Source organism: Pantoea sp. X-Soil-ISGK-421 (genome assembly GCF_059730785.1).
The window spans coordinates 1,991,073-2,004,513 of sequence record NZ_AP035979.1; the positions used below are offsets into that span (position 1 = coordinate 1,991,073).

14 protein-coding genes are annotated in these 13,441 nt (G+C 52.0%); 7 read left to right on the forward strand and 7 right to left on the reverse strand.

Annotated features, from left to right (window positions below; genetic code table 11):
* Positions 1–17: 17 nt before the first annotated feature.
* A complete protein-coding gene (locus AC6I8K_RS09275) occupies positions 18–752 on the reverse strand; it encodes an HPP family protein (RefSeq protein ID WP_497826585.1) in 735 nt (244 codons plus the stop codon).
* A 179-nt stretch (positions 753–931) separates the two neighbouring features.
* Between AC6I8K_RS09275 and rluF the strand changes: the two genes are divergently transcribed.
* On the forward strand, positions 932–1,813 hold the full coding sequence (rluF, locus tag AC6I8K_RS09280; RefSeq protein WP_064738670.1) for a 23S rRNA pseudouridine(2604) synthase RluF: 882 nt from the start codon (positions 932–934) through the stop codon (positions 1,811–1,813).
* Between the two features lie 37 nt (positions 1,814–1,850).
* Here rluF and AC6I8K_RS09285 read toward each other — a convergent pair whose 3' ends face one another.
* The 3 genes from AC6I8K_RS09285 to curA form a co-directional block, all read right to left on the reverse strand.
* Positions 1,851–2,591: a nitroreductase family protein gene (locus tag AC6I8K_RS09285; protein ID WP_497826586.1), complete on the reverse strand. Its 741-nt coding sequence runs from the start codon at positions 2,589–2,591 to the stop codon at positions 1,851–1,853.
* Positions 2,592–2,734: 143 nt separating this feature from the next.
* Positions 2,735–3,499 carry a hypothetical protein gene (locus tag AC6I8K_RS09290; RefSeq protein ID WP_497826587.1) on the reverse strand — a complete coding sequence of 255 codons (765 nt, stop codon included), beginning with the start codon at positions 3,497–3,499 and terminating at the stop codon, positions 2,735–2,737.
* A gap of 197 nt (positions 3,500–3,696) precedes the next feature.
* Positions 3,697–4,725: an NADPH-dependent curcumin/dihydrocurcumin reductase gene (gene curA, locus AC6I8K_RS09295; protein ID WP_483817375.1), complete on the reverse strand. Its 1,029-nt coding sequence runs from the start codon at positions 4,723–4,725 to the stop codon at positions 3,697–3,699.
* Between the two features lie 146 nt (positions 4,726–4,871).
* Between curA and AC6I8K_RS09300 the strand changes: the two genes are divergently transcribed.
* The 5 genes from AC6I8K_RS09300 (at position 4,872) to AC6I8K_RS09320 (ending at position 10,345) form a co-directional block, all read left to right on the forward strand.
* Complete coding sequence (locus AC6I8K_RS09300) at positions 4,872–5,123, forward strand: helix-turn-helix domain-containing protein (protein ID WP_064738674.1); 252 nt, start codon at positions 4,872–4,874, stop codon at positions 5,121–5,123.
* On the forward strand, positions 5,113–6,348 hold the full coding sequence (locus AC6I8K_RS09305; RefSeq protein WP_497827236.1) for a type II toxin-antitoxin system HipA family toxin: 1,236 nt from the start codon (positions 5,113–5,115) through the stop codon (positions 6,346–6,348). The genes AC6I8K_RS09300 and AC6I8K_RS09305 overlap by 11 nt, the downstream gene beginning before the upstream one ends.
* A gap of 198 nt (positions 6,349–6,546) precedes the next feature.
* Positions 6,547–7,899 (forward strand): MFS transporter, encoded by a 1,353-nt coding sequence (locus AC6I8K_RS09310; RefSeq protein ID WP_497826588.1) that lies wholly within the window; start codon positions 6,547–6,549, stop codon positions 7,897–7,899.
* A complete protein-coding gene (locus AC6I8K_RS09315) occupies positions 7,877–9,220 on the forward strand; it encodes an enolase C-terminal domain-like protein (RefSeq protein ID WP_497826589.1) in 1,344 nt (447 codons plus the stop codon). Before AC6I8K_RS09310 ends, AC6I8K_RS09315 begins: the two co-directional genes overlap by 23 nt.
* Before the next feature lie 9 nt (positions 9,221–9,229).
* The gene (locus tag AC6I8K_RS09320; protein ID WP_497826590.1) at positions 9,230–10,345 is read left to right on the forward strand and encodes a lactonase family protein; all 1,116 of its coding nucleotides are present in this window, start codon (positions 9,230–9,232) and stop codon (positions 10,343–10,345) included.
* 69 nt (positions 10,346–10,414) lie between these two features.
* Here the strand turns inward: AC6I8K_RS09320 and AC6I8K_RS09325 are convergent, their stop codons facing one another.
* The 3 genes from AC6I8K_RS09325 to AC6I8K_RS09335 all read right to left on the reverse strand — a co-directional run bounded on the left by AC6I8K_RS09325 (position 10,415) and on the right by AC6I8K_RS09335 (position 12,941).
* Positions 10,415–10,819 (reverse strand): cupin domain-containing protein, encoded by a 405-nt coding sequence (locus AC6I8K_RS09325; protein WP_483817380.1) that lies wholly within the window; start codon positions 10,817–10,819, stop codon positions 10,415–10,417.
* 147 nt (positions 10,820–10,966) lie between these two features.
* Positions 10,967–12,370 (reverse strand): purine-cytosine permease family protein, encoded by a 1,404-nt coding sequence (locus AC6I8K_RS09330; protein ID WP_483817381.1) that lies wholly within the window; start codon positions 12,368–12,370, stop codon positions 10,967–10,969.
* A 289-nt stretch (positions 12,371–12,659) separates the two neighbouring features.
* Positions 12,660–12,941, reverse strand: a complete 282-nt coding sequence (locus AC6I8K_RS09335; protein WP_064738681.1) for a VF530 family protein — start codon at positions 12,939–12,941, stop codon at positions 12,660–12,662.
* Positions 12,942–13,066: 125 nt separating this feature from the next.
* Here AC6I8K_RS09335 and AC6I8K_RS09340 point away from each other — a divergent pair, with 125 nt between their 5' ends.
* Positions 13,067–13,375: a hypothetical protein gene (locus AC6I8K_RS09340; RefSeq protein ID WP_064738682.1), complete on the forward strand. Its 309-nt coding sequence runs from the start codon at positions 13,067–13,069 to the stop codon at positions 13,373–13,375.
* Positions 13,376–13,441 lie beyond the last annotated feature (66 nt).

A 13,441-nucleotide genomic window follows, 5' to 3' on the forward strand; every position in this document is an offset into this window, starting at 1 on the left:
GCGTATGCCACTGATGGTTATGATGCTGGCATTTGCCCGCGCTGACGATGAATCGCAATCTCTTCGGCGCGCTGCAACAACTGCTGCAAATCATCCTCATCAATATCCAGCACTTCACCGCTTTCCAGTGCCTGATGCAGGTCTTCACGCGTAATCTGCACGTCAATCACCACGAGCGGCGCTTTGGTCTCCGTTGTCGCCAGTGGATGCGGGTAACGGCGGCCGGCGAGATTGTTAAACACCAGCGCCAGCAATGCCAGACACACCGAATTCAACAATACCGGCGTCAGAATAAAGTGATAACCCAGTTGCTGGACGCCATTACCGCCCAGAATTGCTGTCAGCGCCACCGCGCCGCTCGGTGGATGCAGACAGCGCAGCTGGAACATCAGCGCTATCGTCAAGCATGCCGCGATGCCGCATGCCATTGCAGGATGGGGAACAAGCAGCGCGGTAGTGACGCCGATGACACCCGCCACCAGATTGCCGCCCACAATTGACCACGGCTGCGCCAGCGGACTATTCGGCAGGCCAAATAGCAAGACCGCCGAAGCGCCCATCGGGGCGACAAACCATAGATTTACTTCTCCCAGCAACCAGTGACTGGTCAAGCTGGTAATCATCAGACCTAATCCCGCGCCAATGCTGGCAATGACCCTCTGCTTTTTGCCTCCCGGTAACGGAGGGGGCCACAGGCGGGCCAGAAAGGTGCGCACGGATGAAATCCACGTCACCGATGGCTGTTTTGTCATTGCGGAATCACTCTGTCATAAGAAAAAACGATGGGTGCGGATTGTCGCTGATCGATCCAATGACAACAACCACATTGTTAGTGTGCTGTTACATCGTGGTGAGAGAAATGCTGATGATTGTCGCGATGCTTAACCAACGCCTAAGGTTGCTGTATAGTCCGTTTTTTTTCGGAGGAACCATGCTGCCTAACTCATCCACACGCCTGAACAAGTACATCAGCGAGAGCGGTATCTGCTCACGCCGCGATGCCGATCGTTACATCGAGCAAGGCAACGTTTTCATTAACGGTAAACGCGCTGCCGTCGGTGCGCAGGTGTTTGCGGGGGATGAAGTAAAAGTGAACGGTCAGCTGATTGAGCCGCGTGACGAAGAAGATTTAGTCCTGATTGCGCTCAACAAACCGGTTGGCATTATCACCACCATGGAGGAGGGTGAGCGTGACAACATCGGGGATTTCGTTAATCACAGCAAGCGCGTATTCCCGATTGGTCGTCTGGATAAAGATTCGCAGGGACTGATTTTTCTCACCAACCACGGCGATCTGGTGAATAAAATCCTGCGTGCGGGTAACAACCACGAAAAAGAGTATGTGGTCACCGTCGATAAGCCGATCACCGATGAGTTCATTGCCGGAATGGGCGCGGGCGTGCCGATGCTCGGCACCGTGACAAAGAAGTGCAAAGTAAAAAAAGAGTCGACCTTTGTCTTCCGCATTATTCTGGTTCAGGGGCTGAATCGCCAGATTCGTCGTATGACGAAGCATTTTGGCTTTGAGGTCACCAAACTTGAGCGTACGCGCATCATGAACGTCAGCCTGAAAGGGATTCCGCTCGGCGAGTGGCGCGATCTCACTGATGATGAACTGATCGACCTCTTCAAATTGATTGAAGACTCATCATCCGAGGACCAAAAAACGCAGAAGACTCAGGCGAAGAAGAAACCTGCGGCAGCCGCAAAAAAATCGGCAGCGAGCGCAGCAAAACCAGGCGAGAAAGCGGGCGCAAAGCCGGCCAATCGTCAGCGTTTTGCCCAGCCGGGACGTAAGAAGAAAGGGCGCTAATTTCATTTCCCCGCGCCATCTGCGCGGGGAATCAAGGTTACTTGTCGGTGCCAAATCCCTGCTTTTTCAGCGCGTCCAACACATGCGGGAAATAGATCTTATGATAATAGCCGCTCACGCTTTCGCTCCAGCTCTCGCCATCTTCACGTCCGGTATTCTTCCAATGCTGCACCATCTCCTGATTGTAAGCAGCAATGTGCTGCTCCAGTCCATCACGTTGATAACGCTCTTCATGACGGAAGGTTGCCAGCGGCAAACGCGGCTTCTGATGCGCAGGTTGATCGACATGACCAATCACAACGCCCGCCACCGGGAAGGTGTATGCCGGCAAATCGAGTAAGCTGACCAACGCCTGTGGTTCACGACGAATGCCGCCAATCGGTACAATGCCCAGGCCTTCCGCGCGCGCTGCCGCCATGATAGAACCCAACGCAATACCCACATCGGTTGAGCCTGACACAATGCTTTCAATGCTCTGCTGGGCAACCTGCTCGCGGTCGATAGCGTTCATCGCCAAACGCGATTTATGCATATCCAGCACCAGCGTAATAAACACCGGCGCTTTGGCAATCCACGGCTGGCCGCCGGCAATCTGTGAGATTTGTGCGCGTTTTTCAGCATCGCGCGTCACCACCAAAGAAACCTGCTGCGAGTTCACCGAGGTTGGGGCGCGATACGCGGCCGAAATGATGCGATCCAGCACCGCATCCTCAATGGGATGGTCGGTAAAACTGCGCTCGCTTTTATGACTGGTGAAAATATCGATTAATGAACTCATGGATCCTCCTGATTGGGAGGCGAGAGCGTAACAGAAGAGGGAAGGACCAGATTTAACCGTTGTTGCCTTGGCTAACGACGTCTTTCGAATAAGTAAAGTGCGGGAAAAAGTAAGCGGAAACGGGCCGGTGCATAATGCACCGGCTAAGCGACCCTGGCTTGAGCGACGGCAGGGTGGATGCTGCGATCGGGACCGCTGAGCATTACGGCTTTACCAGAACGTAATCCGCGCTGAAACTGCGTCATTCGCTCTTCGCTGATCCCGGCACCACACCATAACAAATGATGATTGTGGCGGCTTTCTGAGTCGTACCGCATCGGTTGTGAGGTTTGATCCACATCGACGCAGAATCCTTGTCCGGTCAGGCGAATGGCTTCCAGCCACACTTCCGTCTCATCACCTGTGCTTACCACTTCAAGCAACAGCGGCATCTGCTGTTGACGCGATGAAGCGCGTTTTACGCAGTCGCTGTGATGAACGATTGCTTCGTGAAAGCGCGTTAACCGACGCGATGCGCCGCGACGCGTATCATCACGCAGCCAACGATTGAGCGGTTTCATCAGCACATTGACGAAATCGTCACTGCTGTAATCGCCCGACAGATTGCGCACGGTGCGTGCCAGTTCGCGGTCAGAACCTAGTTCCAGCTGACGTAACAGATCGCCGCGGCGTGCCACCCAGCCCGATGATGAGTAATCAAGTCCGCAATGTCTGCCCTGATAGATTTGCCACAACGTGGCGCCACCCGCGGTTAATGCCATCATGGCGAGCACTTCATCAACCTGATGTCGGCTCCAATCCTTATTAACGTGATTCTCAGAAATTAATCCACCGCGCAACCAGCGACGCAAATTAGCGCGGTTGGCACCGGTTAAGGCGCAAACGGTTTCTGTTGAGTAAAAATTCATAACGTGCCCTCAGATTGAGGGTGAATTGCCGTGGGTGCTAATCCAGGATGAGTGACCATCCTGAACCTTATCTGTATGGATTACCAGTAATCTCTGCAAAGTTCTTAACAATATTTGAACAAGCGAAGCGCAAAAAAACGCCGCAAGCCTTACTGGACTTGCGGCTGTGCTAAATGATGAATTTTTAACTTTTTACCCTACAGCGCGACTTTTACCACGGTTTTCCCGAAGTTTTTGCCGTTCAACATATCGAAAAACGCCTGTGGTGCGTTTTCCAGTCCGTCGATCATGTGCTCGCGGTAGTGGATTTTTTGCTGCTCCACCAGCGGCGTCATCGCTTTAAGGAATTCAGGGTAACGATCGCCATAATCCTGGAAGATGATAAAACCCTGCATACGAATGCGACGCTTAAGAATACCGCCCATGATTTGGGGGGTGCGATCCGGGCCCGGCGGTAATTCGCGGCTGCTGTAGCCCGAAACCAGGCCACATACCGGCACGCGCGCCGCGGTGTTCAGCAATGGGAATACCGCATCGAACACTTTGCCGCCGACATTTTCGAAGTAGATATCGATGCCGTCCGGGCAGGCGGCGGCCAGCTGTTCGGCAAAGTCTTCGCGGTGGTGATCGATACAGGCAGAGAAACCGAGTTTCTCAATCGCATAACGACACTTCTCTTCGCCACCAGCGACGCCTACAACGTGGCAGCCCTGAAGTTTGCCAAGCTGACCAACCGTGGCACCGACCGGGCCGGTTGCCGCGGCAACCACTAAGGTTTCACCCTGTTTAGGCTGACCAATGTCCATCAAGCCCATATAGGCAGTGAAACCCGGCATACCGAGAATGCCCAGCGCCCAGGAAGGATGGGGCAGATCGCCCAGTTTCGCCACACCGTTTCCGTCCGAAACCGCATAGCTTTGCCAGCCGCTTTGCGCAAGAACCACATCGCCTTGCTGGAAATCTGCATGTTTAGATTCCACCACTTCACTCACCGTGCCGCCGACCATCGGCTGGTCGAGTTCAGCGGGTGCAGCATAGGATTTGCTGTCATCCATGCGTCCGCGCATATACGGGTCGAGTGAAAGATAAAGCGTGCGCAGCAGGATCTGGCCCTCCTTCACGTCAGGAATCGGCTGCTCCACCAGGCGGAAATTCTCTTTTACCGGTTCACCATCAGGGCGTGAGGCTAATAGCCAAGCTTGATTACGTTGATTAGATTGCGACATTTTTACCTCTATTAGCGTTTTCACGTGAGGCAAGTGTAGACGAGGAAAAGGAAACAAGATCACTTAAGCTGAACTAAATGTTGTCATATAGAAACATTATGGTGATAATGCAGTCATTGTTATCATATAACAACACTGGAGAGGGTATGTTGCCTGGTTTGCAAGCAATAGGAGCCAAATGCCGGGAAAGGCGGAAGGCTAACCGCTGGACTCAAGCCGATGCCGCAACGCGTGCAGGCGTTCATCGCACGGTTATTTCACAGATTGAAAACGGCGCCTATTCAGGTTCCCTCAAAGCGCTCACTTTGTATCTTAATGCGCTTGAGTTGGTGTTGTCTGTGCAGTCAGCGGGCTTACCACAGATGGATGAACTGGAGATGTTGTTTGATGATGACTGATTTTAACCAGCTTGCTCGACCGATTCGTCATATTGATGTCTACAGCGGTGGCGAATTAAGTGGCAGATTGCTGCACGAACACGGCAGTTATAATTTTAGCTATGCGGGTTCTGATGTCCACGCTGCTTCGATGACCATGCAACCCGCAAACCGCCTAAGCTATAATTCCAGCCGCTTATTTAATATTTTTGAGATGAACATTCCGGAAGGCTATGTTCGTTATCATATTGCTGAGCGTTTACGGCGTTATGTAGGTCATGTTAGCGACATGCTGTTCCTGGCTTTACAGCAGGATACCGGTATTGGTGCGCTATCCTACAAGAGTGATATTGAGCTGCCGTGTCCATCGCCGGAAAAATTAGATGATTTACTTCATTGGGATCTTAAAGAGAGTGCATTTCAATATCTGCTAAATAAATATTTATTGCAGACCTCGATTTCTGGCGTTCAACCGAAAGTCATGATCAGTACAGAGAGTCGCGGCACCGTTCTTTATCCTAATTTGATAGCGAAAACCGGTGATGAGGAGTATCCGCGTCTGGCAGAGAATGAGTTTATCTGCATGTCGTTAGCCAGGTTGTGTGGGTTACCCGTCGCTGATTTTTGGCTCTCAGATAATAAAGAGCTGTTTATCATGGAACGGTTTGATATTCAGAATGATAAACGGTTGGCGATGGAAGATTTTTGTGTGCTTTCAGGCAAGTCAGCCGATCATAAATATAATGGGTCCTATGAAACGGGGGGTAAGATCGTGAGTCTCTTTACTCGCGATCAGTCTCAAGTAGAACTTTACTGGCGTTATGTATTGTTTAGTTGCATGGTGGGAAATGGTGATGCGCATTTAAAAAATTTCTCTTTATTATATTCTGCAACCAACCCTAGCACAGCCAAGTTATCGCCATTATATGATGTGGTAAATACACATATCTATCCAACTACCGATAATGAGTTGGCCCTGAAGTTAAATAAAAGCAAAAAATTTCCTGATAGAGACAGTCTGATTAAACTCGCACGGGAATTGAAAATCGTTAAACCCGCCATGGTGATGGAGCAGTTTGCTGATGTTATCAATGATGATTTAAATCGCAATGCAATATACGCAGACTTTCCTGAAATGCGAGAGTCAATTGGTCGTTCTTTGACACGCAGTGTGGCAACTAATAATTTATTTTTAAAAACGGATGTTAAACGCGCCAAAAAACGAAAAACGGATTCCTTACGTTAATAGGTAACGCGAAGGGTGCATCCCGTCGTGAGCCAGCGCACAAACCAGGCGTAAACTTTTCGACGCGAATTAATATAACATCATGAATTTTAACAATCATAGGGCGTTTGCCTAAGCGGTCTCGGGCAATGCCACATACCCGCAGGCTCCGTCTGCTGCGTATATCTATAGGGATGCTTTTATCCCTACAGGTGACGCATGACACAACAACAATATGAATTATCACCCGATCATGACGCGCATATTGCCTCAGCCATCGGTAAGTTTTTCCGCCGCATCATTCCAATGCTGGCGTTGATGTTAATCGTTAATCAAATTGACCGGGCAAACATTGGCTTCGTTAAAGCCGAACTGCAAACTGATGCGGGTATCAGCGCTGCTGCTTTCGGCTTAGGCGCAGGACTGTTCTTTATCGGCTATGCGCTGTTTGAAGTGCCGAGCAACATGATGCTGAAGAAACTCGGCGCACGTGTGTGGCTCACGCGCATTATGATTACGTGGGGCATGGTGGTCGTGCTGACCGGTTTCGTGAGTACGCCGCTGCATTTCTATCTGCTGCGCTTCCTGCTCGGTGTAGCGGAAGCGGGCTTCTTCCCCGGCGTGCTGTTTTACTTCCGTCAATGGGTGCCGAACGCCTGGCGAGGACGCGCCACCGCGATGGTGCTGAGTGCCACAGCCAGCGCCTTTCTGTTCTCTGGTCCGCTCACCGGCGCCATTTTGATGATGCATGATGTTGGCGGCATCGCGGGTTGGAAATGGGTGATGTTTATGGAAGGCGGTGGATCGATCGTGATCGGCTTACTGGCCGCCTTTGTGCTGGTCTCTAAACCGGACAGCGCGAAGTGGCTGAGCGATGCGGAGAAACAGGCGCTGGCGCAACAGTTGGCATTGGAAGATGAGGTTCGCGAGGAGCATGCGGTTAGCCATGGCCGTTGGGGCTTGATCACCGATCGCAATCTTTTGTCTTACTGCCTGATCTTCTTCACCATGACCATGACCGGCTACACGTTAGTGTTCTGGCTACCGCAAATCATTCAGCGCATTCAGGGCTTCAACAGTTTTGAAACCGGACTGTTGACCGCCGTTCCGTGGCTGTTCGCTATCGTCGCGCTGTTTCTATTGGGTAAAGCCACCGATCGCTATCGCAATAAGCTGGATAAAGGGCTCGGCATCGCTATGCTGATCGCCGCGTGCGGTACCTTTATGGCCACGCTTGGCACGCCATGGTTTGGCTTTGTGGCGATGATTGTGGCCTGCATTGGGTCCAAAGTGAGCGCGGCATTCTTCTGGCCGCAACCGCAAAGCGAATTACCGGCATCCATTGCCGCTCCCGGCATTGCGCTAATCAACTCGATTGGCAACCTCGGTGGCTTCTTTGCGCCAACCGTATTCGGCTATCTTGAAATGCACACCGGCAGCACCACCGGCGGACTTTATGCCCTGACCAGCGTGTCAGCAGTTACCGGACTTTATTTGCTGTTGCGTCGCAAACCTGTTCCACCCGCATTCGGTCACACGGAGAGAAACCATGTCAGACAGTCCAGTCATTAAATCGATGCGCATCGTGCCGGTTGCCGGCTACGACAGCATGCTATTGAACATTGGTGGCGCCCATAACTGCTATTTCACGCGCATCATCGTGATTTTAACCGATTCCGCCGGACATACCGGTGTCGGCGAAACGCCGTGTCATGCATCGACGTTGCAGCTGTTGGAGCAATTTCGACCGATGATTGAAGGCAGCTCGTTGCTGCGCCTTAACGCCACGCTAAGCCAATTGTTCAGCAGCGACGCGCGCCAGCTGCAAACCTCGCATACCAACGATATTCATATTCCGCAGATGAATCCGGAGAAATTTTACAACGCCGCAGCGGGCATAGAAGCGGCGCTGCTGGATCTGCAAGGAAAGCTGTTTAACCTGCCGGTGGCGGATCTGCTGGCCAGCGGTAAACAGCGCGATCGCATTCCGGTGCTGGGCTATTTGTTTTACATCGCCGATCGCAAGCGCACCAATATGAACTATCGCTCGGGAGAGCAGGAGCAAGATGGCTGGTTCCGTCTGCGTCATGAGGCGGCGATGGACAGCGATGCCGTGGTGCGACTGGCCGAAGCGGCGGTTGAGCAATACGGCTTCCGCGACTTCAAGCTCAAAGGCGGCGTGCAAACAGGTGAAGAGGAAGTGGCAACGGTGGAAGCGCTGCTCGCACGGTTCCCTGAAGCGCGCGTAACCGTGGATCCTAATGCCAGCTGGTCGCTGGATGAGGCGATTCGCTTTGGCAAGCAGCTGGCTGGAAAGGTGCCGTATCTTGAAGATCCTTGCGGCGCAGAACAGGGCTATTCCGGGCGGGAAACCTTAGCGGAGTTCCGCCGCGCCACCGGCGTGCCGGTCGCCACCAACATGATCGCCAACGACTGGCGTCAACTGCATCATGCGCTGCAACTGAATGCCATTGATATTCCTCTCGCCGATCCGCACTTCTGGACGATGCGTAACGCCAACGTGGTGGCGCAGTTATGCAATGAATGGGGGCTGACCACCGGTTGCCACTCCAATAATCATTTTGATATTTCGCTGGCAATGGTCGCGCACCTTGGTGCAGCTGCACCGGGCGACCGTCAAACCGCGTTTGATACTCACTGGATTTGGCAGGACGGTCAGCAGCTTACGCGTCAACCTCCGCAGATCCGCGATGGCTATCTGGAGTTGCCGCCGGGGCCGGGATTAGGCATTGAGCTGGATATGGATCGCATCGAACAAGCGCATGCGCTCTATAACGCGCTGCCGGATAAAAATCGTAACGACGCGTTGGGAATGCAATTTTTGATTGATAACTGGCGCTATGATGCCAAACGTCCGTCATTAGTGCGCTAAGGAAGCAGGATGAAGAAACGACTACGCGCGGTGACGCTATTGGCGTCGATGGCCGCCAGCGCACCGTTGATGGCGCAAACCTTTGTTTACGTGTCAGAAGCTAATGATGGCACCATTGCGCGCTACGCGCTGAACGAGCAAACCGGTGCGTTACAGTTGCTGGGACACACTCAAGCCGCTGGTAAAGTGATGCCGATGGCATTGAGCGCCGATCATAAGCATCTGTACGCCGCGATTCGCAGTACACCGCTGCAACTGGTGAGCTGGAATATCGACAGCAAAACCGGCGACCTGAGCCAATTGAACCGTGTGGCTGCCGCGGCCAGTTATCCCTACATCAGTACGGATCCGCAGGGACGATTTCTGCTTGGTGCGTCCTATGATGGCGATGTAGTACAGGTTTACAGACTCAATAACGACGGCAAGGTGAATGCGCCGCCGATCGGCAGTTATAAAACCGGGCATGCGGCGCACTCAGTCATTGTTGATGCGAGCGGTAACAACGCTTATGTCGGTAATCTCGGCACCGATCGCGTGCTGCAATTGAAACTTAGTGCTGAGGGTGAACTGACGTCGCTGGGGAACGGTTACGTCAAAACGGCTGCTGAGAATGGGCCGCGCCATTCCGTGTTATCGCCGGATAATCACTTCCTCTACAACATCGGCGAAATGGGCGGCATCATTACCCAGTTCCGTCGAGAAGCCAGTGGAGAACTGGTGAAAGTGGCGGAGACACCGAATGCCGTGGCTGAAAAATACCAACTTGAACATGGCAAAGAGCGTCCGCCGGGCTACAGCGACACCACGCCACGTATCTGGGCAGCCGACATTCGCCTGACGCCGGATGGACGTTTCCTGTATGTCAGCGAGCGCACCAGCAGCACGATTAGCGGATATCGTGTGAATAAGGCTGACGGTAAACTGACGTTGATTGATAGCTGGCAAGTCGAGAAACAGCCGCGTGGTATGGCGATTACCGATGATGGACGTTGGCTGATTGCCAGCGGCGAGAAAAGTGCGGTTACCGGCAGCTATGAAATTAATGCCGAAAGCGGGGCGCTGAAGCGAGTTGGCGAAGCTCCAGCTGGCGGTGATGCCAATTGGGTGACCGTGGTGAGTTATTGATTTATTCGTAGGGGGGCGATTTCGAGCAATTCATTGCGCCCCTACGAAGCAAGTGATCCGCAGCAGAACCTATAGTTGCTTATATTCTTCATCAGAAACCGGTTCAAGCCACTCGTTGGAAGCGCCCTCAGCTGGTACTGCGATAGCGATGTGTGCGAACCAACTATCCGCCGATGCGCCATGCCAATGCTTCAATCCCGCCGGAATGTTGACCACATCGCCAGCCACTAACTGACGCGCTGGCTGATTCCACGCTTGATACCAACCCGTTCCGCCAGTAACCAGCAAAATCTGCCCGCCACCATGATGGATATGCCAGTTATTGCGGCAGCCCGGTTCAAACACCACATTGCCGATATTGACGCCTTCTGTCGTCAACATGCTCAGATAGCTGGTCCCGGTAAAATATTGCGCAAATGCATCGTTTTTAGGCCCTTTGGGGAAAATGCCATTGCCGTCAAATTGATCGTTCATCTTTATCTCCATGTAAGTGCAGCATGGTTAAAGTGTAGCGGCGGGTTAGCTAAATGATAATGCGCTCAAAGTTGCAAGCACTTGTGAGCGCTATTCATTAATGCAGCTTGCGTGACGGTGTCACATATTTGAGCGTAAAGATTGCGTTCACATCCCACGACGATCGACGTTGCTAGCGACTAACCACAGAAGCGCGGTGACAAACCAGCCAATCACCCACGACACATCATTACCGGCAAAAATCCAGGTTAACGAACCGTGATGCAGCGGGTTATCAATAAATGGCAACTGTACCAGCACGCCACAGAAGTAAACAATAATGCCTGCCCAGTTCCAGCGGCCATAACGTCCATTGGGTTGTGAAAGCGCCGGCACATCAACTTTTCCTTTGGTAATCAAATAGAAATCCGTCAGACTAATGGCACTCCACGGCACAAAAAAGGCCAGTAAGAACAGCAGGAAATGGGTGAAGGATTTCAGGAAAGCCGGTTCGCTAATCAGCGCAATGACGCAAGAAATCGTCACCATCAAGACGACAAAAACAATGCGACCACCACGGCTCAACGCCGTTTTCTGACGGAAACCAGAAACGATGGTGGTGAGCGACATAAAACTGCCGTAGGCGTTTAACGTGGTAAAGGTGATTTTGCCGAAGCAAATGGCGAAATAGATCACCATCGCCATAGTTGCGCTGCTGCCTAAACTGACAATATAGCCAACCTCGTTGCCAGAAAAAGCCTTGCCGGCAATGGCTGCAACGATGACACCTAACGTCATTGATGCCTGTGTACCTAAAACGGTGCCAAAAAACACGCAGCTAAACAGTTTCTTTGCCGAGACATTCGCCGGTAAATAGCGCGAATAGTCAGAGACATACGGACAAAAAGCAATCTGCCATGACGACGACAGCGAAACGGCAAGCAAGAAGTTAGCGACCGTGAAATGCTGGTTTTGCCACAACGCGGAAAGATCATGGGTTGAGAGCAACGTGACAAACAGGTAAACGAAGGCGAGGACGCCAATTACGCTGGCCACTTTACCGAGCTTGTGAATCACGCGATATCCCAGCACCGCGATGACGACGATAATCGCACTGAAAAGGATCATGCCTAAAGCATTGCTGGTATTGATCAGCCTGGCGAGCGCCTGTCCGGCCAATACTGTGCCGCTGGCAGAGAATCCGACATACATGATGCAAACCAACACTAACGGAATCACCGCACCATAAACGCCAAACTGCATGCGGCTGGTGATCATTTGCGGCAGTCCGAGGCGGGGGCCCTGAATCGCATGCAGTGACATAATCACCGCGCCAATCACTTGCCCAACCAGCAAGCCGATTATCGACCACACTACGTCACCGCCCAATACCACGGCCAGCGCGCCGGTCACAATGGCGGTAATCTGCAGGTTGCCACCAAACCACAGGGTGAACTGGCTAAAAGGATGTCCGTGGCGTTCGCTCGGAGGAATGAAATCAATGGATCGCGTTTCTGACAGGCGCTGTTTCTCTGCGCCGGCGTAATCTGCTGCAGGTGATTCGGCTGACATAGTTTCCTCGCTGAAGCGTCTAAAAGTGGGGAATTATTGTTAGTGTGAGGTGAACTCTCTTGGTGGTACATGTATATACATGTAGCGATATTGTCATGCAGAATAGAAAGTTACAATACGATCAGCCATTGGAAAATGTGATGACGTTGGCAAGGTTAGGAAGTGATGAGAAGTACAGCACAGCGGAAATATGGGACGTTAAGATGACGTCGCTACGTGAATTCTGTAAAAAGAGCAGGGGAATAACAGCTGAGAATTCACGTAGCGCTGCCTGGTTTATCGGCAAAAATTACTTATCCCGGCCGATTGTCCAGGGGTTTGGCGCTGAATCATCTGGCTTATCGCCAGCAAAATCATCCAGCGAATCCAGATACAGTGCCTCAACTTCGGCACGCGCCCAAGGCGTACGGCGCAAAAATTTCAGGCTCGATTTAACGCTAGGATCGCTTTTAAAGCAGTTGATATTAATAAGCTTACCCAGTTCGGCCCAACCGTAATGGGCGACCAGCGCATTAATTTGCATCTCAAGCGTAATGCCGTGCAAGGGATCGTTGGAGCGATGATCGTTCATAGGAAATCCTTAAAATGTTGACGGCAAAGGTTACAAGAAAGCCACGCAGGCGGCAATGGTGCGATCTTCATTGCCGTTAAATGCTGTACACTTGTTGCCAGAAAATCACTATTGGACGGTACGCTATGAACGACAAGAAAATGATTTCCATCGATCAATTCAATCTGAGTGAACGCGTTGCAGTAGAGGAAGCGTTTAAAGGGTTGATGGAGAAGTATCGCCAGCGCACCGGCAAAGAGCCGGATGCAAAGAAAGAGAAAGAGTTCACGGCGGAAGCCCGGCAGCAAATTATGACGACGAAACTGGCCAAAGAGAAAGCGCTGGCTGAAAAGGCCAGGAAAACACCGACGCGCCGGAAGAAACCTGAATCGTTGAAAGAAAGTGAAGTGAGCGATTTCAACTGGAAGGCATCAGTGATTAAAGGGCGCAGATAACGACGTTGTTGCCACAAATTTCGTTCAACAGTCCGGTAACCGGGTTATAGCGGTTTACGGATTGTT

Excerpts from the sequence above, each read along its gene's own strand:
- AC6I8K_RS09290 (WP_497826587.1), bottom strand. The coding sequence starts at position 3,499 with ATGAATTTTTACTCAACAGAAACCGTTTGCGCCTTAACCGGTGCCAAC.
- AC6I8K_RS09340 (WP_064738682.1), top strand. The coding sequence starts at position 13,067 with ATGAACGACAAGAAAATGATTTCCATCGATCAATTCAATCTGAGTGAA.
- AC6I8K_RS09300 (WP_064738674.1), top strand. The coding sequence starts at position 4,872 with ATGTTGCCTGGTTTGCAAGCAATAGGAGCCAAATGCCGGGAAAGGCGG.
- AC6I8K_RS09335 (WP_064738681.1), bottom strand. The coding sequence starts at position 12,941 with ATGAACGATCATCGCTCCAACGATCCCTTGCACGGCATTACGCTTGAG.
- AC6I8K_RS09320 (WP_497826590.1), top strand. The coding sequence starts at position 9,230 with ATGAAGAAACGACTACGCGCGGTGACGCTATTGGCGTCGATGGCCGCC.
- AC6I8K_RS09315 (WP_497826589.1), top strand. The coding sequence starts at position 7,877 with ATGTCAGACAGTCCAGTCATTAAATCGATGCGCATCGTGCCGGTTGCC.
- curA (WP_483817375.1), bottom strand. The coding sequence starts at position 4,725 with ATGTCGCAATCTAATCAACGTAATCAAGCTTGGCTATTAGCCTCACGC.
- AC6I8K_RS09310 (WP_497826588.1), top strand. The coding sequence starts at position 6,547 with ATGACACAACAACAATATGAATTATCACCCGATCATGACGCGCATATT.
- AC6I8K_RS09285 (WP_497826586.1), bottom strand. The coding sequence starts at position 2,591 with ATGAGTTCATTAATCGATATTTTCACCAGTCATAAAAGCGAGCGCAGT.
- AC6I8K_RS09305 (WP_497827236.1), top strand. The coding sequence starts at position 5,113 with ATGATGACTGATTTTAACCAGCTTGCTCGACCGATTCGTCATATTGAT.
- rluF (WP_064738670.1), top strand. The coding sequence starts at position 932 with ATGCTGCCTAACTCATCCACACGCCTGAACAAGTACATCAGCGAGAGC.
- AC6I8K_RS09275 (WP_497826585.1), bottom strand. The coding sequence starts at position 752 with ATGACAAAACAGCCATCGGTGACGTGGATTTCATCCGTGCGCACCTTT.
- AC6I8K_RS09325 (WP_483817380.1), bottom strand. The coding sequence starts at position 10,819 with ATGAACGATCAATTTGACGGCAATGGCATTTTCCCCAAAGGGCCTAAA.
- AC6I8K_RS09330 (WP_483817381.1), bottom strand. The coding sequence starts at position 12,370 with ATGTCAGCCGAATCACCTGCAGCAGATTACGCCGGCGCAGAGAAACAG.